This window comes from Halobacterium sp. KA-6 (genome assembly GCF_021029015.1).
GTDB lineage: Archaea > Halobacteriota > Halobacteria > Halobacteriales > Halobacteriaceae > Halobacterium.
In genome coordinates this window covers 21,661-42,412 of the sequence record NZ_JAJJZH010000005.1, presented here as the reverse complement: position 1 = coordinate 42,412, position 20,752 = coordinate 21,661, and the positions used below count along the sequence as shown (strand labels likewise).

The window sequence follows — 20,752 nt, the reverse complement described above, 5'->3', positions numbered from 1 at the left end:
GCCAACGACCAATAGCTTATTGCCATTACATGGTTCATACATTATTATGAGTTCGAGTGGTAATGGGGGTACGACGGCGGCCGGCCGTCGGGCGTTCCTCAAGAGAGCAGCGCTGGTGACCGGCGCCGCCGCAGCGGGCGGCACAACCGGAACAGTCACAGCTCAGGAGGGCCAGAATTACGACGGCTGGCTCGCCGACACGAGTAACTTCAATGGAACCTACGACTACACGGGCCAAGACCAGGTGACTGTCTGGGTCGGCGCATCCGGTAACGGTGGAAACTTCGCGTTCGCCCCGGCAGCGATCCGCGTCGATCCCGGCACCGAAGTCGTCTGGGAGTGGACGGGCAAGGGCGGCACCCACAACGTCGTCGACAACGCAGGAAACTTCGAGAGTGACATATACAGCCAGGCTGGCAAGACGTACTCACGGACGTTCGAGTCAGAGGGGACGTACAAGTACCTCTGTGTCCCTCACCAGACGTTTGGGATGAAAGGCGTCGTTGTCGTCGGCGGGTCAGGCGGATTGGATCCAAGCGAGTTCGAGAAACCTGCCTCGGCCAGTGACTCCGCCGATGGTAACGGAGCGGGTGGTGACGACTCGTCCAACGGTGGAAACGGCCGACCGGTGTCCCTGGAGGCGGCTCTGATGGTGACTAGTGTGGCAATAGCGTTCCTCTCGCCCATCATGTTCGGCCTGTTCCTGATGTTCGACGACAGCGACGACACTGCCGCCGCCAAGTAAGCACCACTGTCGGCGACCCATCTAATGTTCGACGATAAGATGCACGCCGCCAGCACAGCTGAACCAAGTGACACAAGCAAGTGACATCCTTCGCGCCGTGAACGGTGCGGCTTCCCTCGACAAAGGGAATCCGGTCTTGTACCGGTCGGTTTCAAGACGTGCTCTTCCGAGGTCGGCGGAGCGGGTTTTCAACCCTCGCTCGGAAGCGTCCTCTGGCCTTGTCACGGGGGCTCCTATCCGCCACCGAGTTATCGCCTTGCAGTTTCTCAACGTGGCTCTCTCCGTGGCGGTCGTGTGGCTCAAGAGAGTAAGGCTCTCCCGCCATCACAAAAGGCTCGGGACCTTTTGGACGGTAGTGACTCGATGGAAACGCTGCTATGCCATGAGAGCGTGAACCAAGATATGGGGCGCAAGAGACCGATATCTGAACCGTGCCATCGAGCACGTGGTAGTGACTGGTCCATGTGCGAAGGGAGCCGAGTCATGGGCGTTACAGCCCGGATGCCGCGCGCCGCGGCATCCGGGAAAGCCCGAATAGGTGCATCTCTGCTTCACGCACTGGCGTCCCGGGTGAACAAACCATGTACCTCGGAATCGACGTCCACAAACGGTACGCACAGGTAGAAAATATTCGAGTGGTCGGAAAGAATACATGACACGAGTGGTCACTACCGTGTGTATCGCCGAGTTGGCGCCAGAATTGAGACCGCTGCCGCCAGATTACCTGTCACCACCCTTCGCCCTCCACCCCCATGGAGGAGCACCGGCGATACACCGCTTCACCGTTTTCGACTACACTGCAGAACCCCCTCATTCTGAGAAGTTACTCCCCGTATTATCGCAAGTCGGCGTGGATCAGTCCGGATAAGTAGGGGACGGAACGGTGTCTGACGTGTGCCATACCCATACTTCCACGGCTTCCATCTCCCGGCAGATATTTATAACAGACACCCCCCATGGCTTCCAACTTCTCCGAAAACCCATGCTTCCACGGCTTCGAGGAGTTCCACGCTCTTAACCACACACCCCCCACGACTTCCAACTTACTTCTTACTCATCTAACACACCGTGTTCTCTCGCTTCCGCACGCAAATCATCTAAGATAAATCCATCATCCGTCTGGTCTGACTCCTCCAGTGCTGACGCTACAGTTTCCAAATCTGTAACGAGCGAGTAACGATTTGGGACGCCACGCTGATTGCGAGCGTTATTGGAGATGTGGAGAATGCCCTTATCTACCATTGAAAGCAGGTTATTGTGCGCTCCACGCCGAGAAATAGCACTCTTCCCATGCTCTTTGACTGTTGCTTCATACGTAGCGTAAATATCCGATGTGCCAGCCGGTGTTTCGGCTCGTGCATGATACTGGGAGATGGACAGCAGGAGATACCGCTGCGAATCGCTCAAATTCTTGATTCCACGAGTGACCGTCTCCTCCTCGACGATTCGTTTTGCCTCTCGGACATGGCGTTCTTTCACTTGTTCAAACGGTTGCGTGGATTCTGGAGCATTCCGAACCTCATCTTCAGCGAGTTGAGTTGCCTTCCGAAGGATGCGGATGGCGTAACGGGCACTCCCGTGTTCCTTGGTGGCGACCGCAGCACAAAGCGGGATAACGTCCTCGGAGAGTGCGTCCTCATAGAATGCGTCCTCTGCTCGTCGTTGAAGAATAGACTGCAGGTCTTGAGAGTCGTATTCTGGGAAGTGAACTTCTGACTCACAGAGTGTGTCCCGCACTGAGGTTTTCATGTTATTTTTAAAGTAGAGGTCGTTGGAGATGCCGACGATGCAGATTTCTGAGTTAAGTTGACCCATAGATTGCCCCCGAGTGAGCTGGTAGAGGAGTTCGCCGTCTGAACCGAGCCCATCAATTTCGTCCAGAACAAGGATGACGTAATCGTCACCGTTCGCCAGCCCCTCGAAGAGTTGTTCGTAGACCTCTGAGGAAGGATACCCAGTGCGACTGAGTTCGGGCTCATCCAGGTCGATGGTTGTGAGTGGGCTCGTCGGAGAGCGGAGTTCGTTGACGATGTCAATGGCGGCTTGATACGATGACTGCGAGCCAGAACAGTTCGTCTCCACAATGTCTACGTCCACACCGTTGTCTTCTGCTTTCTGCTGTAGCTCGGGCAGTAGTGTTCGTGTGGCGAGTGTCTTGCCGACACCTGACTCGCCGAAGAGAAAAATGTTGTCGGCGTCCCATCCTTTCAGAATTGGAGCGAGAAGATTAACGTATTCATCCATTTCCTCGCCCCGTTCTTCGATTTCGTCTGGTTGGTATTCCGGCTTCAGATAGGAGATGTCCTTGATGAAGACATCCTTGACAAGGCTGTCGTCGAAATACTCAGTCATTACTGATGGAGTGAGACAGCGATTGGCATAAAACCAGAGGGTTCCACACCCACCACGGCTTCCAACCCCTCGAACACTTATAAAACACCCTCTCCCCACTATTTCCAACCTAGACTAGGATAACCAGTGCAGTCTACAGCATTTACACTCTAGATAGGGAAACAAGTAAGTGGTTGACAGCAGAACCAAAACCGTAGTGGGTTCAAATCAAAGGGAGTGAGGCACTCGAAGAGTGTCCTCCGACCGATGAACCCATCCTGTTGTCCAGCATCCTGTGGAGAGTTGGAAATAGTGGGGAGAGGGTGTGTCTTAAAGAATTGCCCCGTTGGAAGTCGTGGAGGCGGTGGTTGGGGGTGATTGTCTCTATCTTGCCATCTCCTGCATCGTCCACGAGAAATCACGCTTCCAGCACCAATCCGCTTGACGTCCTGCTTGGTCTCTCCTCATCTTGTCCTTGCTCGTGTCCAGCTCGCTCCAACGGTTTCGCTCATTTGAGCGAGAAATCTTTGACACTATCGACCTCGGGACTTACCGAGGAGACGACTACTCTATACAACTGCTGACGAGGGGACCGGCTTCGGACTCAGTATCGTCGAAGAAGTCGCCAGTCGACACGGCTGGGAGGTTTCGGCAACAAACGGACAAGCGGTGGCGCCAGCTTCGAAATCACTATCACTTGCTAATCGCCCATCCTGATGAGACAGACGAGAAAGGAGGCCAGAACCATCGGTCACTCACGAAGTTCGCTACCCCTCAGGCTGATAACACTGTAGAGTGCCAGTCTGTCAAGGGCCAGCCATCGGCTCTTTCGATATTACGATACGTGACGACTTGGATCATGTTCGTTTCTCTCGGACGCCCTCGCGGTCACGAGTCATGTCTTCGCAGTTCGGACATACACGTGGTTCGTCGATAGAGTCCGGGGTGAATACACGGACGTAGACGTCTGTGACGTGGCTGCCACAGTTCTGGCACTCCGGCATACCAGTAGCAGTCATCTTATCGGTCATAGGCTTTCTGTCAGCGACGAAACGACCGAGTAGAACTGCAGAAGCGTCCACAACCCTTCCAGACTTAGTCTTGGGAAGCTCACAACTCAATACCTTGTCGCATAGATCGCCTGGCTATGGAGTGACCAATTTGGCGCTGTTGAAATCCTATTGATCAGATACTATGTTCGGTGAAACAGCCGGTAAGTGAGGATGCGAAGTAAGCACCGAGCTTTCTGTCAGGTGTCGATAATCGGGTGGTACTGTGTTGACTGCCGGGGCGCATCGCTCACCGGACCAGCGTTAGTCCCGAGGTCGTACCGCCGCGCACCACGAACCCGTCTTCAACCGCGACGAGACCATCAATCGTCCCAAGTCCGTACTCCTCGCGTGACCACGTCGTTCGCTGGTCGCCCGTCTCTCGGTCGTAGAGCGTAATTCCGGTGTTCGTCCGGCCAAGCGCGATCCAATCATCACCGATGAGAGGACGGCCAGTAACGATTCCAGTGTTCTTTTTCCAGCGTGTTTCACCCGTCGCTGCGTCGAGGACGAAACTCGTACTGCCCATGCCTGCAGGGACGACCACGTCATCGCCATCGACGGCGAGGCCGGAGTGAATCTTCTCAACGCCGTCGAGTGACCGTGACCAGACCGTCTCCCCGCTGTGAGCATCAATCGCGTACACCGTTCCGCGATTGTCCGCAACCCAGACCGTCCCATCTTGAACGGAGGCCGACCCGACAATCTTCCCGAGTGAGAGATGCCACCGCTGTTCGCCGTCTAAATCGTGACCGTAGATGTCACCAGTCCCATTAGCGTTCTCTGTGGTGTAGACGCCTGCATTATCGAGAGCTAGTGTGTCACCACCATTAGCACTCCATAGGCGGTCTCCAGTCCGCATGTCGATCGCAATCAGGGACGACCCAGCAAGGAAGACGGTCTCATCATGCGCCGCGACGGACGTCGCCTCCCGGCTCCCAGCAGTAACACGCCAATACCGGTCGCCAGTCCCCTGATCGAGCGCGTCCAGACGATTCAGTCCGGGGACAAAGGCGACCCCACAAGTAATCAGTGGCACTGCATCAACCTGTTCGTCGAGGTCGTACTTCCAGCGCGCCCCGTCTATTGGGGATTGGAGATCGACCGCGATGAGTCCACTAGCCACCGGAACGTATGCTGTACCGTCTGCGACTACTGGTAGTGCGGCGGCGAGTTCTTGTTGTCCGTCCTTGTGGATGCCGGCGAGGAGATCAACGGCGTCGGCGTCGGGAGCCGGGGGAGAGGTATCAGTGTGGCCGGTGCGACCGGAATCACCACCAGCGGTTGGCCACGTAGTGGGTGAATCGTCACAAGGGCCCTCTACAGTGGTATCGCTCTCGAAGTAGTCTCGAATACCCCCCAGACAGCCAGCCAAACTAGCAGAAGCGGCAGTACCGATGGTGGTCAGGAAGCGGCGTCTAGAGGGCATTAGACGAATTTTGTACGGCCAGCCATAATATTATTTGGCTGGGTCAAATTATCACTCGAAAACTGCTGGCCTAGGCGAGCCGGGCTGCAGAATACACCTTCTGTACTTAGCGAAGCTATGCATCACATCGAGGCGGGTTCTTACCAGTAGATTCGGGTGAAACAATCGCTCAGTAGGAATGCTTACTGATCGAGAATGAACGCTACTGTGAGGAGGCTAATTCCACCAAGAAGGGTCAAGAATGCACCTATCGCGGGGCTAAAGCCGGAAACGTTCATCAGCCGGACGATCCAAGCGAGACTGAGCACAACAACGAGTCCTGCAACCCCTATTGAAGTGATACGAATCCCCCGAGTGCCCGCCGATTGCCAGCCTAATGCGAACGCTCCGACGCCAGCGATGAGCGTATACTGGCCATACACCGCAAGCCCAGACTCCAACCCCGGGAAGTACATGAAATTGAAGACTCCTGCTGGAATCCTCGTCCACGGAAGAAGTGACCCAACGACAACGACGATTGCACAAACTGACTGAATTCGTGGACGAGTCAGGAGTGATGGAGTGTACCCGGAGACGCTCAGGCCCATACGAAGGCTACGTCCATCTGATAAATAATGATTCCGCTACCGTTAGCGTTCAGTAGTTCCTCTGTACTTATCGAAACGTCGCACCACAGCGAGCGGATTCTCACGAGTTGGATTGAGTGGAGCAGCCGATCAGTAGGGGTGCGATCTACCCAGAAGACACTTGCTGAACATGTTCTAATTCAGTAGTGGTGCCCTCTAACCGGTCTCGTCGTGCCATCCTTGCGAGTGTCGGGAGCGTATTGCTTGCCGGCTGTAGCGCCACCTCACCCACTGGGTCAACGACTCAGGACACTCCAAATTCAACCACGCCCGCTCCCTCCTCCCCGCCGTCGTGTTCAGGGTCTGGCGAGGTGACTCTCACCGCTGAAAACGAGGTGTTTACCGTCGAGGAGACGTACGACGGGTTCGAGTTTACTCTCCGGAATCAGACGACGGCTTCGCTGACGATCACGCGGACGAAGGCATGGGAAATCGAGAGACGCACATCTGATGGCTGGGAACAAGTCGCAACGGAGGGCGGTGTCGCGGACGGTGAGACTCGGACGCTGGACTGTGGCGAGGAACACTCGTGGCATCTCGCCCTCTTCGAACATCCGACGCCACCAGGTCGCAAGACCACGTACCTATTTCAGAATCTCTCCGAGGGACTGTACAAATTCTCGGTAACAGGGAATCTCGAAACTGGCGTGGAGATTACTCGTGAAACCCAGTTCAAGGTGCAGAGACAACTACCACCACAGACCAAGACTGAGGAATAACCTCGCCTATCTGAACACTGCCGAACGAATAGGCCCCCAAATATTCCCCTCGTCAGCGACAATCCCTTGGTATGGTTGAGTACTGTGATAAGTGTGGGACGGAACTTGGCTCATCCCAGGAACGCCACCAGCGGTACCGAATCGAGCATCCGTCGGATTCAGTCGAGACACTGGAAGGGCGTCTGTGTTCGGATTGTTTCTGGGAGCTCAAAGAGTGGCTCGAAACGGAGGAGGTCACGTAACGGCGTTCCACTGATTGAGCGATACAGCTTCTGTCCTTACCAATCTACGCTCGGATCTAGTAGCCGTTGAGGGTCTCACCAGCGCCACACATTTCTACCCGCCGTACTTTAAGTGAGTTGTCCGACGAATACTCTGTATGAGCACTTTGGTGGACACAATCCAAATCGAGAACGTCGTTGCATCCAGTGATATCGGCCAAGAACTCGCCCTCGACCAACTCGCCACAGACCTTCCCGGCGCCGAGTACAACCCCGAGGACTTCCCGGGAATCGTCTACCGCCTCCAGGAGCCGAAATCAGCCACGCTGATCTTCCGCTCGGGGAAAGTCGTCTGCACCGGCGCGCAAAGCGTCGATGACGTTCACGAAGCTCTCGGGATCGTTTTCGATGACATCCGCGAGTTAGGTATCGATGTCGCGAGTAATCCGCCGATTGAGGTGCAGAATATCGTCTCCAGTGCCAACCTCAAGCAATCGTTGAACTTGAACGCAATCGCAATCGGGCTGGGATTGGAGCAAATCGAGTATGAACCCGAACAGTTCCCCGGCCTTGTTTATCGACTCGATGAACCCGATGTCGTCGTCCTCCTGTTCGGCAGTGGCAAACTCGTGATTACCGGCGCAAATGAATCTGAGGACGCCCAGCACGCGCTAGTACACGTCAAAGACCGCCTCACCGAACTCGGCCTGCTTGAGTAATCCCCCGTCTATAGAACGACTACCACGCGAAAGGAGCTGTGTTGCTGGGGCGAGTGGCATCCACCCGTCCCTGATCGCTGGGGACAGGGGTGTTACTCGCTGACGTCGACGTACTGGGATTCCCAGTCACGACGAGCAGCAATTTCACGGCGGCCACGCTGTGTGAGCGATGACTTTCTCGCCAGCGAGATCGAGCCGCTAGAGCAGCAACTTGACGCTACGTACGAGACCTTCCAGCACGAGCACGAACACGAGGCGGAACTGGCAGAGGCTGTCGAGGAGGTGACGGCACCAGAGGGTCTTCCGCCAGTCTACTACAAGGCCGCTATTGCCGTGCTTCTGGTGCTGTTGCTGCTCATCACTGCGCTCTGGCTGGGGGTGATCTAAGCGTGGCAAAAGATTCCGAAATCCACGACCGACTGAGCCGCGTCGAGGAGATTATTGAGCAACTCGACGCGGACGAGTGCAACCTCGATGAAGGCACAGCACTCCACGAGGAAGGCCAGAAGCTCTTGACTGAGGTACGAGAAATCCTCGACGAGGGAAGTGGAGAAGTTGTGGAACTCGAGTAAGCGAGCTGATTCTCAGAGTTAACCAACAGATCCCACATCTCTCGGCAAATGTTGGTTAAGCCTTTTCTACGAGATTAATAAGTAATTCTATTATCATTTACTCAACAAATTTGCAATACTCACTGACCAGAAAGTATTTAGGCATCATCCAGCTACGCCGCCAATATGTACCGGGACTCAGCCAGGGCACACCCATACCCACATGGATGATTACGAGGTCAGTCACCATCGAAGACATCGATGACCTGTACCTGATGTGGAACGACCACATCAACGCCTCCGCCCTCTATCGCCGCGCCCTCCGCGAGGAAATGGAAGTCCGCGGTGTTGATCCCGATGAACTCCGCGACCTCCTCGAACGGGCCCGCGAGCAGGGCTACACACTCGAAGAGATCGCAGAGGACACCAACCGATTCGACGACCTCCAGTCGCTCGTTGAAGACGAGCAGAGCCAGCCACCGACTGGAGATGCCGCCGATGATTAACCCGCTATGTCACCGGATCAGACTCCCTCCGACCCTGAGCGTAGTACCGACACCGAGTCACTACTGACGGGCAGGATTCCCCGACAAGCCGCGCTGACGTTCGTCCTCCTGGGCCTGTTCGCTGTCGAGCCAGTTGCCGCTCAGGACAACGCTGTCTGTAGCGCGGACAACCTCCCAAGTATGATTGAGGGATTCTTCCAGCTGACCACCGCGCTGGGGATCGTTGGCCTCGCTATCGTCTGGCAGGCTGACTCCCTCATCGAGATGTTCACCCTCAATCCCGAGCAGAAGAAGGGCCTCAAGCGTCACAAGCGCTCGGCGATGAAGTCCGCGGTCGTCCTCGTCGTGCTCGGCCCGCTGTACACCGTCGCCGGGTCGATGATGGGCCTCCCGCTGGCGCAGTGCGTCGACCTCGTCCCCTGGTAACCACCCCACAGTCCCCGTTGCGAGCCCTATGAACCATCGAGAGCTCTCCGTGCTCATGGCCGGCTTGCTCGCGACGAGCCTAGTCACGGGTATCGTCGCCGCTGACCCGCCGCGGCCAGGTACGGAGGGGAACGGGCTCACGGAAAACGAGTCGGCAACGCTGTGGTCACGTGATGCGGACAGCTACATCACGCAAAAGGAGTACCGCCAGCGGTACGGCGAGGACCGCTCCGCTGTCCATCAGGTCGCCAACGGGACGGACATTACGTTCAAACGGCCGCCGGCGACTGCGGCGACGTGGACGCGGAACGACTTCGAGGACCTCGACGCCGGCGGTCCATATACGTCCGTGCATCCACGGCACGCGGACCTCGAGGACGGCGTCTTCATCGAGGATGCTCACGCGACGATCTTCGCCGTCCAGCCCTCTACTCGTGGACACCTCGAGTCCGGTGAAACCCCACTCTACATCGCACCGAATGGGACGATGCGCGGGTTCGTTGATTACTGCGTTCGCGTCCCCAACGGGAGTTCCTCCGGCAACACAACTATCTCGTGGTCGCTCACGGAGCACGAGATCGAAGAAGTCCGGTTGAAGAAGGACGGCGAGACCATCGCCGAGCGTGACGGGGCCCATACGCCTGCCCTCGACTACCAGATCGAGGACGACTGGAGTGCGAATCTCACGCTGGAAGCGGAGATAAGCGTCCGGCTGAAGAAAACCGTCAGGACCGACCTGGGCGACCGGACGGACGTCGACGTCACCTATCGGACGGAATCACGCAACGTCTCCGATTCGATCACTGCCGAGATCTACGACCTCTCGGCGTCCCCCTACTACGCTGAGTATCCGAACGGCGACGCCGGCGTGGCCATCTTCCAGCCGCGGCCGTGGCAGGGGTACACGCTCACGGAGGACGGTGAGACACGAGTCCGTGGCATCTGGCGGTTCTACACCGCTCGGAACACCAACTGGGACACGCTCGTCCGGTCGAATCGCACGGATAGCGCCACCATCGAGTCAGACGCGATTCCGGTGTACGTCCACGCCTATCCCTCGCGGATCGGGCCGCGTGCCGAGCCGGTTCGAGATGGGCCGGAGCTCATCGAGACCTGGGGGACTGACCGCCCGTCACCAGTCGGCACCATCGGTGAGAACATCAATATCGACATCGTCAACCAGTCGTACACGACGACGTACGGCGTCGCCGTTCGAGCCGAGAACGTCGACCGTGAGGCGCTGCACGTTGCGGGCATCGTCCGGGGCGTGAATGCGTCAATCGTCGAGCCGGACGCTGGCTCTGAGCGACAGCTCCGCCGCAGTAATCTGACTGTTGAGGTTCTCCAGCAGAACGAAAGTCAGGCCACACTCCGCATCGAACTCCGGGATAACGAGACCGGCGCACCAATCGTGCTCAGCGATCCCGACCGACGATATCCAATCGGCAGGAACACTCGCAACGGGTACATCACCGTCGCGGAGCAACGCGTCGAGACCAACGCCTCCGGGGTGGCGATCGTGACGATCGATGAGCCGGGGATCTACACGGCTCGGTACCATCCGGGTTCGTGGCTCGGGCACGACCCCGCGTATGTGAGTGCGACGGCAACAGCTCGGTGGCATCCGCTCGGCACCATCGACGGTTGGTTCGCGTTCATTTTCGAGGTTGGCTGGCAGCTCGTCCCATTCATTGTGATGTTCTATGCAGGCACGCGGCTCCTCCGTATGATCGGTCCAGAAGACATCTTCCAACGGAACTCATAGTTCATGACTAGCAACCACCCACACATCAGTCGGCGAACCGCCCTCCGAACAGTCGCCAGTGCTGCGCTCGCAGGCGTCGCTGGCTGTCTGAACGACAATAGCGGTTCTGGAACGCCTAGTGACGGAACGACCTCTCCAGACGGCCAAGGCCCGCTCACGCGCATCGCTGTCGAGGGGACAACACTCGTCGTCGAACTCTCCACAGACGCCGACGTCGACCAAGTCAACCTCATCCAACCGAACGGCGAGCTATTCGGGAAGCGTGACGTAGCCGCAGGTGCTCAGCAGGTCTCGTTCGAAATCGGCACCGCGTATGCGCCCGGTAAGTACCGCGTACTCGCGTTGAAGGGTGAGGAGACAGTAGTCGAGACCACAACTGAACTGCGTCCAGGGATCCAGATACAGGATGTTGGACTCTATCGGAATAATCCAGATAAGCCGTGGGACGAAGTCTATGGTGAATCAGAGACGGACCGGATCAAGAATGGTGAGGCATTCGTCACAGTAGAGAACACAGGGAGCGGTCCGGAAGCGATAACTGAACTGATCTTCTCCGGGGACGTTCCCAATCCGATTGAGAACCCCAGAGGAAGTGGAATGCACGAAACCGACCGAGTAGTAGTCCCCCCTGGAGAGACGGCCGACCTGTTCAGTAATTCGTTTCCGTTCGGCTCAGAGAGCGAGGACGGAATGGGGTGTTCCCCAGACGGTAACAGCGGCCAGTTCACGGTTATCGTCGAGACCCGAGTCAGTGGCAATCGGGTTACGAGCACCTACAATGTCGAGTATTCCGGGTCTAACGAGATGACTGACTGTGAGGTCACGATCACGGAGGCCTGACGATGGTTGATCTCATCGACGTCGTCCTTGAGGGTATCAAGGACGTCGTTGATTGGTTCATCGGGCTGTTCATGGACGGTCTCAGATCGGGGTATGAAACTCTAACTGAGGGGATGTTCGGAACCCCGACCCCAGAGACGAACGGAGCATTTGTCTTCGGTGAACCAACCAACGCACCCTGGCCAGCGATCCACGATTCTCTCATCAGCGGCGAAATCATGCTGGTCGCCCTGTTGCTCCTCGTGATGAGCGTCCAGGGACGTCACACGGTTCGAATCTTCAATATCGGAAGTGCCTACGAAGCCCGAAAGACGAAGAAAACAGCCTGGGTCGGAGCCTTTCTAATCATCACGTGGTACTGGATTGGGACTCTCGCGCTCTACCTCGTCAACGGATTCACCATTGCACTGATGCCGGAGCTTTCCTCCGTAGCTTCGGCGATGCTTCAGTTCTTGGGAGCAGCCATCACAAACCCCGGACTGGGGCTATTGTTCGCCGTGATGGGCGGGATTTCGATGTGGGCGCTGGAGGCCCTGTTCTACATCCGGAGGATCCTGCTTTTTGTCTACCTGTACGGAATGCCGATTGCTTTTGCACTAGCCTATGGCAACATTCCGGTCGTATCCGATATTGCTCTGGGCTTCAGCAAACGGTTTGTTCCGTTGGCTGTCCTCCCGCTCCCAGCTGCGATGGTCCTCAAGGGATACGACTTGATCTACGCTGGGGGGACGCTCACGCCGGGATCAGCGTTCCTCAAATACCTCGTCGCTGCGTCCCTCCCACTGGTCGCCCTCTACATCACATGGAAGACATTCAAATACGCGACGCCGTTGACGGCCAAAGTCGTCGGCGGGGCGACAAAAGGCGCAGCCCTCATCGGCGGTGTCGCCGCCGGGGCCTACGTCGGTGGCGCCGGCGTCGCGACGACTGCCGCTCGGTGGGGGCCGAAAGCCGCTGCCGGCCAGGCCGTCGCGCAAAAAGCAGCTGCCCGCGGTGGACACGGAGAAGACGGTAGCAGCACGCCGTCGTACCGCCGTACCGAGAATGACCCCGGTGGAGCGACAGCGGAATCGGAGAGTAACGACCACGGTATGGACTTTGACCGCGGAATCCACTAACAATGTCAACAGACGAAGACGCAGCCGCACGGCGCATCATGGATCAGTTCGGTGAGGAGAGTCGCATCCCGTATCTCAATATCGAGGAAGGCGACGTCGGCATGCTCATCGCCTTCCCCATTATTGGGCTGTTTATCGCGGGCCTCACCGGGATCGAGTCGCTCGCCCTCCCGTTCGTTGCTGGCGGGCTTGGCTTTGGCGTCGCCGTCATTTACGTCTCACCAACCCACCTGAACGCCTGGACGTGGACCAAAGATGTCTATCGCTACCTCAAGCGACCTCAGGTCACGTTCAGTGCGCCCGTCGACGCCGACACGAGTACCAACGAGACAGAGCGGAATGAGGGCGGACTCGCGAACTACACACCGTTCAAACCGGACGAGCGGACACAGGATCTCACGAACATCAAGCGAGCGTGGCCGGGCGCTGGTGCCATCCAGCGTGAAGACGGCGCGATGGAGGCGTTCATCGAGATCGATTCGGCCAACATGGACTTCGCGATGTCCGACGACTGGGCGCAGCTCCAGGATGCTGGCAAAGAGTTCGCCAACAAAGAGCTGGACTCGAAGCTCAAACTCCACGCCACAACCCGTTCCTTCCCGGTCGAGCAGATCACCGAGACCATCGAGGAGCGCCTCACTGACGAAGACGTCACGGAGAACCCGATCTTCCGGGAACTCCTCGAAGAGTACCGGGAGACACGGCCGAAGGAGATGCGTGACCGGGGCATTCAGCAGGTCCGGTACTACATCGGCGTTGAAGTCAGCCCGATAGAAGTGTACGACCGCTTCCGCGACGAGGGCACCCCCGCCGAGAAGCTGACCCAGTTCCCCGTCATCGGATTCCTATTCAACCCGTTCGTCACCCGCCGCGAGGACCTCACCGACATCGAACGTCGTGCGCAGATGTTCGAGAAGCTCGACAGTCGTGTGAACGATGTTCAATCCGAGTTCATCCAGCAGGCGTCGGGGTGGTCCGCACGCCGGCTCAGCACGGTCGAGCTGTTCGTCCTGAATATGGACTTTTGGAACGGCCGCGAACATGACTACGACGAGGCGGAACGTGTCGTTCGCGACCAATCGATCATCGGCCACTCGCGCCGGGAGGACCCACACGATGCGTAACGTGCTCCTCCAGACTGGTGGTGGTGCGCTTGGCTCCGTCGCCGGGTGGCTCCAGAATCTGACGCCAGCAGAGAGTGCAGTACTTGCCCTTGCAGTGGGTCTCGGCCTTGGCGTCGGTAGCAAGCACCTCTGGGACCGCTTCACTGCAGATGATGAACCAGACGTGGACTTTACCGATGTCCTCGACGAGGAGACGCTCGAAGAAGGCGAGGCCGAACGCAAGCTCCTCGACGACATCTCGGAGTCGCACAAGACCGTTACCGCGCCCGGAGCTGTCGAGTGGGAGACGCGAGCGGCACGGGTCGGCGAACAGTGGACGACGACGCTGTACATCGCCGACTACGCCGACTATCCCAGCGATGGCTATCTGAGCGACCTCTTCGAGATGACGGACGTCCAGTTCGATTTGACGGCCCACATCACGCCGAAGAACCAGCAGCGAGCCCGGAACGAACTGCAGGACATCGCCGACGACCTGCAGGTCGACGCCGATATCGAACAGAGCGTCCGTAGCGCCTATCTCCAGGAGCGAGCGAACGAGGCCGCAGCGACGTACAAGGCCGTCGAGAATGGCGCGAACGTCTTCGACCAGGGGATGTTCATCACCGTCCGGGCCGACGAGAAAGAGGAACTGCGGGACGCCGTCCAGGAGGTCAAGAGTGCGCTCCGCGATGATCCATCGAACCTCACGCCGAAGACCGCGATCTGCCGGCAGGACCTTGCCCTCCAGTCCGCCGCACCCATCGGTGACAACGAGTTCGGCCGCGAGTCCATCGCGCTCGGCGGCGCCGTCGGGGCGTTACTCTCCTCGCCGCACAACGCGACGATTCTCGAGGAGGGCGGCGTCGAGTTCGGGATTCACAAGGACAACCAGAGTCCCGTGGTTATCGACCCGTTCGCGCGGGACAACGGCTACGCGATGTTCACCGTCGGCGACACGGGGTCGGGGAAGTCGTTCAGCTCGAAGCAGAACTTTATCCGCTCCATCGAGCAGAGCAAGGACCGCATCGGCATCATCCTTGAACCGCTGAACAACTGGGCCGGCGTCTCGGAAGCTCTCGACGCCAAACGAATCACTGTCGGCGGGACGCTCGGTCTGAATCCGCTGGAGATCCGGGAGACGCCCGAGCACGTCCAGCGGGCGATGGGTGAGGACGCAAGCCCGTTCAACGAGAAGCTCGATGACGCGATGAGCTTCCTCACGAACTTCTTCGCGCTCCGCGGTATCTCGCTCGGTGACCGGCGGACGACGCTCGAGCTCGCCCTCAAGCGCGCGTACAAGCGCAACGGCATCACCGACGACATCTCCACGCACGATAACCCGAGCCCGACGATTCGGGATATGATGGACGTCTTCGAGGACATGGTCGACGAGCCCGAGGAGTTCGTCGTACGGGCTGACGAGGAGGCGGGGAAGATCAAGGAGGACGCGACGTGGCTGCTCGACCAGCTTCGGCCCTTCGAGGAGAGCGGTCGGCACGGCAACCTCGGCCAGGAGTCCGACTTCGATATCCGCGACGAGAAGGTCATCTATCTCGATCTCGCCCAGCAGGAGGGCAGCGTCGACAGTAGTACGGCGCTGACGATGCAGCTGCTCATCTCGCTGGTGTACGAGCGGGCGAAAACCTCGGACAAGGAGGTCGTGTTCTACATCGACGAAGCGCGATACATCATGCAGGACGCCGCGAGCCTGGCGTTCCTCGAAACGGTGTTCCGCCACCACCGTCACCACGATCTCTCGATTCGGTTGGTCACCCAGACGGTCGACGAGTTCTTCGAGCACGCCGAATCCGAGGCGATTCTGGACCAGTGCGCGGTCAAGCAGTTCCACCGCCTCGACGGGATGGACGAGGAGTGGGCCGACGAGTTCGGGCTGAACTACGCGCAGATGCGGTTCGTCCAGGACGCCGTGCCGGGCAACGAGGACGCCGGCTTCTCCGAGGCGCTGGTGGGCGTCGATGGCGAGTGGCGTGGCATCCAGGTCAAAGCGATGGCCAAGGAGAAGCAGGTCATCGACTTCGAGCCGACCGAGCAACGGCGAACCTCACTCCCCGGTGCTGGTGAAGACGCTGTGAATCCGGATATCCAGACATTCCAAGATGACCTCGAAGCCCGAGCAACCGGGAATGGAGAAACTGCACCCGAGCGGACGCCGGCGGAGACCGATGGGGGCTCAGAGGAAGGTGATGACAATGCGTGAGTACCTTCGCGTGACGCCGACATCCGAACAACTCACGCCGGAGCGTGTGCCCCAGGCACTGGAAAGCCTCCACAAACTGACCGCAACGGACTCGACAGGGCTGGTCGACACACTGAATCCACTACATAGCGAGACACCTCCCCGGTTCGAATTCCTCGCACTCAGTGACGGTGCGGATGAGCCCGTCGAATTCTACTACGGAGCCAACGAGCATCTGGACACTCTCGAGAAGCGTCTCCGGTCGATCTATCCCGAGACGTTCGACATCGAACGCACCGAGGTCGATGTTGCATCGCGACTCGTGCAGCCCGTCGAATTCGACCAGGAGACATTCGTCGAGCAGTATGAGTCGGACGACCTCCAGTACGAATTCGGTCCTGACGAGCAATACGAACTAGCGACTGACGACAACAATCAAACCGAGCTAGTAGACGCCGAATCAGCCGCGGATGGAGAGACGGTCGCTGACCCATCTGTCGACCACATCATCGAGATTGGGGATACTGCCCTCGAACTCGCCCCACCAGATGCGATTCCCAGGGATGAGCCGGTCACAACGCTGGCGAAACCAACGATGACGTCAGAGGGAACGGTACTTGCCCGGCCAGCGACTGATACCGTCTCCCCACTCGGCGTCCGGTGGCAGGGCTCGGCGACTCGGAAACAGGACTGGATGTCTTCGCTCTCGCCGTTCACTGGCGACGATGTAGACGATAGTCCCGATGCCGTCGACCAGCCTGGTGGCGCGCTCGCGTCGCTCGTCGATGACTTGACGGAGGCGAGTGCCCCACTAGCGTTCCACGTCGTCTTCCAGCGACGGGCGAGCTGGCAGAGCGATGCTGAAGTTCGTATGGAAGACATCATCGAGGGGCGGGATACCTGGGCGCAGCGGTTTTTGGGGCCACTCTTGGAGTTTGACGACGGCTCCGACCGCCGAAGCCGGGAGGAGTTGAGTGACACACAAACAGCTCGTGTCGGAGCTATCGAGGCGAAAAACGCGAAGCGCTCGTTTACCGCGAATATTCGCGCCCTTGGCGTTCCGTCTGGTGACGACGAGCGTGAGGAACTCGACGAGCGGTTGGAGTCACTTGCCCCCGTCTTCGATACACTCGATGGGCCGTGCTACGAAGTGGAGGCCGAACGGGTGCGCGACAACGGCTTGCGGCAGGCTAAAAAAGAGCAGCACGCACGAACCGCGCTGCAACGGCTTTTGGACCGCGAGCTTACGACCGGCCGTGGCAAGACTCGACCCGAGTTCGTCCTGAGCGGCCGCGAACTCGCGAACTTCCTCGTCGTTCCCTCTTCGGACCAACTCTCCGTGGAAGGCGAACGTGGAACGCGTGCGGAACAACAGAGCCGGAATCCGCTCGCCCGGCCTCACCAGGACATTATGAGCGAGTTCCGTGACGGGATGGCTATCGGGTATGCCCTCGACGACACTGGCGACCCCGAAGATGTCCCGACACACATTCCGCCCCGCTTACTGCCGATGCATTACGGACGATTCGGCACCACCGGCTCAGGCAAGTCAAAAGCCCTCCTCAACGATATGCTCTCGTTGTACGACAACACTGAGGGGCCGACCATCCTCGTCCTTCCGAAAAACGACGAGATGGCGCAGAACTACATGCGGGCCCACGCGCGCCGATTCGGGATGACCGACCTCGAGGAGAACGTCGTCCACTTCCCGATCCCGGACGTGCTTCCCGGATTCTCCTTTTTCGATCTCGAACCCTCGCTGGAGAGTGGCCGCCGCCGTGAGGATGCAGTCCGGCGAAAAGCCGACCACTACGAAGAGATCCTGAAGCTCGTCATGGACGAGGACCGATACAAGCGGGCGACGGTCGCCCCAACCCTCATCAAGACGCTCATCACCGCGCTGTTCGACGAGGAATACGGCCGTGAAAACGGCCAGTACCGGGAGTCAACCGATTACTTCGCCCACCGACAGCTCGAACACGTCATCGACCAGCTGTGGGAAGCCGGCCCGCCACAGCCGAATCTCGCAGACGCACCCCGATCGAGCGACGAGGAGGTCTCCCGCATGATCCGGCGGCAATTCCAACACGATTCGACCACCTTCGACAACGTGATGGGTGGGGTCACACACCGCCTCAACTACATCTCACAGAACCCCCACCTGCGCCGCATCTTCAACAACACCGAGAACCAGTTCGACTTCCGAGAAGTGCTCGACGATAACCAAGTCATCCTGTTCGACCTCGGCGATCTTCGCGACGAGGCCGCCCGGATTATGACGGGCATGATCCTCACCAATCTCGACGACGCGCTCAAAGACCGCAAGCGCGACCTCACCCAGTACTCCGATGACTACGTCGTGAACCTTCTCGTCGACGAAGCGGCCTCAGTCGTGGTCTCCGATATCATGAACGACCTCCTCGAGAAAGGACGAGGATTCCGGCTTTCAGTGGGCCTCTCAATGCAGTTCCCCGAGCAACTGGAAGCTGAAGGTGGGCGGAAAGTCTACCTGAACGCCCTGAACAACATCGGGACCTCACTCGTCAGCAAGATCAACGTCGACCGAGAACTGGCTCGGGCGATGGCCCACGAGGAGATGGACCCGGACGATTTCGCCAACCGGATTCGCTCGTTACCCCGTGGCGAGTGGATCGGCAGCGTCCCGAGCCCAGCATTCGGAGAAACCGGGCCGTATCCGTTCAGTCTCACACCGCTCGAAATCCCGCCGGGCCATCCCGAGAGTGAGTACCCGCTGACACAGCGTGAAGAAGAACAGTTCACTGAGACGCTCGCCTCGATGCACGAGGACATCAGTGACGACTACGGGGTGCCAGCGGAATCAGATGTGTCGACAGCGAGCGCACCTGCCGAATTACACGAGGTACTCAGCATCGAAAGCGACGACCTAGACGTCGCGCTAGCGAAGGTGGTTCGAAGCCGCCAGCTTCGAGACGGCTGTCGGGAAGAGAACGGCTGGGTAGATGTCGAAGCGGTTGACGAGGAACTCAGGCGGCTCTTCGAAGAAGTCGATGCCGAACCACCGTCGTATGAGGAACTAGCAGATATCCGCGAGCGATCACGCCATCTCGATACGACCGTCGATATCGAAGCAGACGAAATACGGATTCGATTGACCGACGCTGGCGAAGACATCGCGACACCCGAGACTGGGGGCGTACAAGCCGCCGGCGGACATGACCACGATACGGCACTCCTCCAGATCGAAGAAGAACTCAGCGAACTCGGTTTCACCGTCTCAATCCTCGCCCAGGATGGCAGTGAGAAACCTGACGCGAGGGCGAGCCATCCCGAGGTTGACGACCGATTCGCTATCGAGGTCGAGACGACGACGCCCGAGAATCCCGCGAAAGTGCTCACGAATCTCCGGAAGGCCCAAGCAGCAGGGGATATCCCGCTGTTTGTCGTTCGCCCCGGAACAGATGAAACTGAGTGGGCCAAGCGCGTTGACGGCATTCTCACACCACCCGTTCGCACCCTCCAGAATGACGAGACGCGGTTCTACACGACTGACTCGAATCTCACATTCAACGGCGGGGCGACCGAAGAAGGTGGAGTGACGGCTGTCCGACCGGCGACCGGGGACGAGAACGGGACCCAGAACATCTGGCAGCGTGATGGCGACGAGATCGTCCTCCGTGATACCAGCGGGACGGAACACATCCGCCTCCCGTCGCTTGAAAACCTCTCGAAGGACCGTGTGCCAGCCATCTACAGCTACGACCACGCTGCCGACGAGTACGTCGTATACGAGCACGGTGAGCAACACATCTACGAGACGAAATCGGCGTTCGAGGACGACTGGGTGCGTATCAAGAAGCCATTCGTCCCCGAAGCCGAACTCCCCGTACCAGACTACACACGTTCGACGTACGGCATCATTATCCTTCACGATGAGGCGGAATCGGTCGTGTATGAAGACGGTGAGAAGCGGCCACTCTCGACAATCACCGATGGGTCGCTCCACCCAGTATCATCTGGTTCAGCGGCCGCTGAAGAACCTGACCAGACTCCTCAACCAGATAGCACAGTCGAGGAACAGCAGGAAATCTCATCGCCACCGTCGTTCGAATCGTTCGTCGACGAATATCTTATCGAAGACGCAGATGGAGCCGTACCGAAGGATGACGTATTCGGCCTCTACAACGACTGGGCAGAGGCTCATGACATCGACGATCCGCTGAATAAGAGTTGGTTCACACGGAAGCTCAACACCCACATCGAGGTGGACTCCACGAAGAAGCGAATCGACGGGGAACCCGTCCGGCATTACACTGGTGTCCGCCTCCGCTCTGAGGAGGATTCTCAACCATGAAATGGATGTACACGGTCCAATTCCCAGCTTCATCGCGAGTTCTCGGGAGGTGTTCCACCCAAACTGAATCA

Annotated in this window: 17 protein-coding genes; 13 read left to right on the top strand and 4 right to left on the bottom strand. The window is 58.5% G+C overall.

The features are described 5' to 3' along the window. The first annotated feature begins 46 nt into the window (after positions 1–46). The gene (locus tag LPA46_RS11240; RefSeq protein WP_230892584.1) at positions 47–745 is read left to right on the top strand and encodes a halocyanin domain-containing protein; all 699 of its coding nucleotides are present in this window, start codon (positions 47–49) and stop codon (positions 743–745) included. A gap of 1,050 nt (positions 746–1,795) precedes the next feature. Here the strand turns inward: LPA46_RS11240 and LPA46_RS11235 are convergent. From LPA46_RS11235 to LPA46_RS11220, 4 genes are all read right to left on the bottom strand, one after another. Beyond that, on the bottom strand, positions 1,796–3,097 hold the full coding sequence (locus LPA46_RS11235) for a Cdc6/Cdc18 family protein (protein WP_230892583.1): 1,302 nt from the start codon (positions 3,095–3,097) through the stop codon (positions 1,796–1,798). 836 nt (positions 3,098–3,933) lie between these two features. Continuing rightward, the gene (locus LPA46_RS11230) at positions 3,934–4,080 is read right to left on the bottom strand and encodes a DUF7563 family protein (RefSeq protein WP_230892582.1); all 147 of its coding nucleotides are present in this window, start codon (positions 4,078–4,080) and stop codon (positions 3,934–3,936) included. A gap of 295 nt (positions 4,081–4,375) precedes the next feature. Then, on the bottom strand, positions 4,376–5,554 hold the full coding sequence (locus LPA46_RS11225) for an outer membrane protein assembly factor BamB family protein (protein ID WP_230892581.1): 1,179 nt from the start codon (positions 5,552–5,554) through the stop codon (positions 4,376–4,378). A gap of 182 nt (positions 5,555–5,736) precedes the next feature. After that, a complete protein-coding gene (locus LPA46_RS11220; protein ID WP_230892580.1) occupies positions 5,737–6,141 on the bottom strand; it encodes a hypothetical protein in 405 nt (134 codons plus the stop codon). A gap of 350 nt (positions 6,142–6,491) precedes the next feature. Between LPA46_RS11220 and LPA46_RS11215 the strand changes: the two genes are divergently transcribed. From LPA46_RS11215 to LPA46_RS11160, 12 genes are all read left to right on the top strand, one after another. After that, a complete protein-coding gene (locus tag LPA46_RS11215; protein WP_230892579.1) occupies positions 6,492–6,899 on the top strand; it encodes a hypothetical protein in 408 nt (135 codons plus the stop codon). Between the two features lie 379 nt (positions 6,900–7,278). After that, on the top strand, positions 7,279–7,839 hold the full coding sequence (locus tag LPA46_RS11210) for a TATA-box-binding protein (protein ID WP_230892578.1): 561 nt from the start codon (positions 7,279–7,281) through the stop codon (positions 7,837–7,839). Positions 7,840–8,001: 162 nt separating this feature from the next. After that, positions 8,002–8,226 (top strand): hypothetical protein, encoded by a 225-nt coding sequence (locus tag LPA46_RS11205; protein ID WP_230892577.1) that lies wholly within the window; start codon positions 8,002–8,004, stop codon positions 8,224–8,226. A 2-nt stretch (positions 8,227–8,228) separates the two neighbouring features. Continuing rightward, a complete protein-coding gene (gene xseB / locus LPA46_RS11200) occupies positions 8,229–8,411 on the top strand; it encodes an exodeoxyribonuclease VII small subunit (protein WP_230892576.1) in 183 nt (60 codons plus the stop codon). A 206-nt stretch (positions 8,412–8,617) separates the two neighbouring features. Next, positions 8,618–8,896 carry a hypothetical protein gene (locus LPA46_RS11195; RefSeq protein ID WP_230892575.1) on the top strand — a complete coding sequence of 93 codons (279 nt, stop codon included), beginning with the start codon at positions 8,618–8,620 and terminating at the stop codon, positions 8,894–8,896. 6 nt (positions 8,897–8,902) lie between these two features. After that, positions 8,903–9,322 (top strand): hypothetical protein, encoded by a 420-nt coding sequence (locus LPA46_RS11190; protein ID WP_230892574.1) that lies wholly within the window; start codon positions 8,903–8,905, stop codon positions 9,320–9,322. A gap of 28 nt (positions 9,323–9,350) precedes the next feature. Further along, positions 9,351–11,087, top strand: a complete 1,737-nt coding sequence (locus LPA46_RS11185) for a hypothetical protein (protein ID WP_230892573.1) — start codon at positions 9,351–9,353, stop codon at positions 11,085–11,087. Positions 11,088–11,090: 3 nt separating this feature from the next. Then, positions 11,091–11,927 carry a hypothetical protein gene (locus LPA46_RS11180; protein WP_230892572.1) on the top strand — a complete coding sequence of 279 codons (837 nt, stop codon included), beginning with the start codon at positions 11,091–11,093 and terminating at the stop codon, positions 11,925–11,927. Between the two features lie 2 nt (positions 11,928–11,929). Next, positions 11,930–13,045 carry a hypothetical protein gene (locus tag LPA46_RS11175; RefSeq protein WP_230892571.1) on the top strand — a complete coding sequence of 372 codons (1,116 nt, stop codon included), beginning with the start codon at positions 11,930–11,932 and terminating at the stop codon, positions 13,043–13,045. A 2-nt stretch (positions 13,046–13,047) separates the two neighbouring features. Continuing rightward, positions 13,048–14,169, top strand: coding sequence for a hypothetical protein (locus tag LPA46_RS11170; protein WP_230892570.1), 1,122 nt, complete (start codon positions 13,048–13,050; stop codon positions 14,167–14,169). Beyond that, positions 14,162–16,369, top strand: a complete 2,208-nt coding sequence (locus LPA46_RS11165; protein WP_230892569.1) for a VirB4 family type IV secretion system protein — start codon at positions 14,162–14,164, stop codon at positions 16,367–16,369. Before LPA46_RS11170 ends, LPA46_RS11165 begins: the two co-directional genes overlap by 8 nt. After that, complete coding sequence (locus LPA46_RS11160) at positions 16,356–20,681, top strand: primase-like DNA-binding domain-containing protein (RefSeq protein WP_442908242.1); 4,326 nt, start codon at positions 16,356–16,358, stop codon at positions 20,679–20,681. The genes LPA46_RS11165 and LPA46_RS11160 overlap by 14 nt, the downstream gene beginning before the upstream one ends. Positions 20,682–20,752: the final 71 nt, after the last annotated feature.

Excerpts from the sequence above, each read along its gene's own strand:
- LPA46_RS11165 (WP_230892569.1), top strand. The coding sequence starts at position 14,162 with ATGCGTAACGTGCTCCTCCAGACTGGTGGTGGTGCGCTTGGCTCCGTC.
- LPA46_RS11175 (WP_230892571.1), top strand. The coding sequence starts at position 11,930 with ATGGTTGATCTCATCGACGTCGTCCTTGAGGGTATCAAGGACGTCGTT.
- LPA46_RS11240 (WP_230892584.1), top strand. The coding sequence starts at position 47 with ATGAGTTCGAGTGGTAATGGGGGTACGACGGCGGCCGGCCGTCGGGCG.
- LPA46_RS11185 (WP_230892573.1), top strand. The coding sequence starts at position 9,351 with ATGAACCATCGAGAGCTCTCCGTGCTCATGGCCGGCTTGCTCGCGACG.
- LPA46_RS11220 (WP_230892580.1), bottom strand. The coding sequence starts at position 6,141 with ATGGGCCTGAGCGTCTCCGGGTACACTCCATCACTCCTGACTCGTCCA.
- LPA46_RS11170 (WP_230892570.1), top strand. The coding sequence starts at position 13,048 with ATGTCAACAGACGAAGACGCAGCCGCACGGCGCATCATGGATCAGTTC.
- LPA46_RS11160 (WP_442908242.1), top strand. The coding sequence starts at position 16,356 with ATGACAATGCGTGAGTACCTTCGCGTGACGCCGACATCCGAACAACTC.
- LPA46_RS11210 (WP_230892578.1), top strand. The coding sequence starts at position 7,279 with ATGAGCACTTTGGTGGACACAATCCAAATCGAGAACGTCGTTGCATCC.
- LPA46_RS11230 (WP_230892582.1), bottom strand. The coding sequence starts at position 4,080 with ATGCCGGAGTGCCAGAACTGTGGCAGCCACGTCACAGACGTCTACGTC.
- LPA46_RS11225 (WP_230892581.1), bottom strand. The coding sequence starts at position 5,554 with ATGCCCTCTAGACGCCGCTTCCTGACCACCATCGGTACTGCCGCTTCT.
- LPA46_RS11195 (WP_230892575.1), top strand. The coding sequence starts at position 8,618 with ATGATTACGAGGTCAGTCACCATCGAAGACATCGATGACCTGTACCTG.
- LPA46_RS11235 (WP_230892583.1), bottom strand. The coding sequence starts at position 3,097 with ATGACTGAGTATTTCGACGACAGCCTTGTCAAGGATGTCTTCATCAAG.
- LPA46_RS11190 (WP_230892574.1), top strand. The coding sequence starts at position 8,903 with ATGTCACCGGATCAGACTCCCTCCGACCCTGAGCGTAGTACCGACACC.
- LPA46_RS11180 (WP_230892572.1), top strand. The coding sequence starts at position 11,091 with ATGACTAGCAACCACCCACACATCAGTCGGCGAACCGCCCTCCGAACA.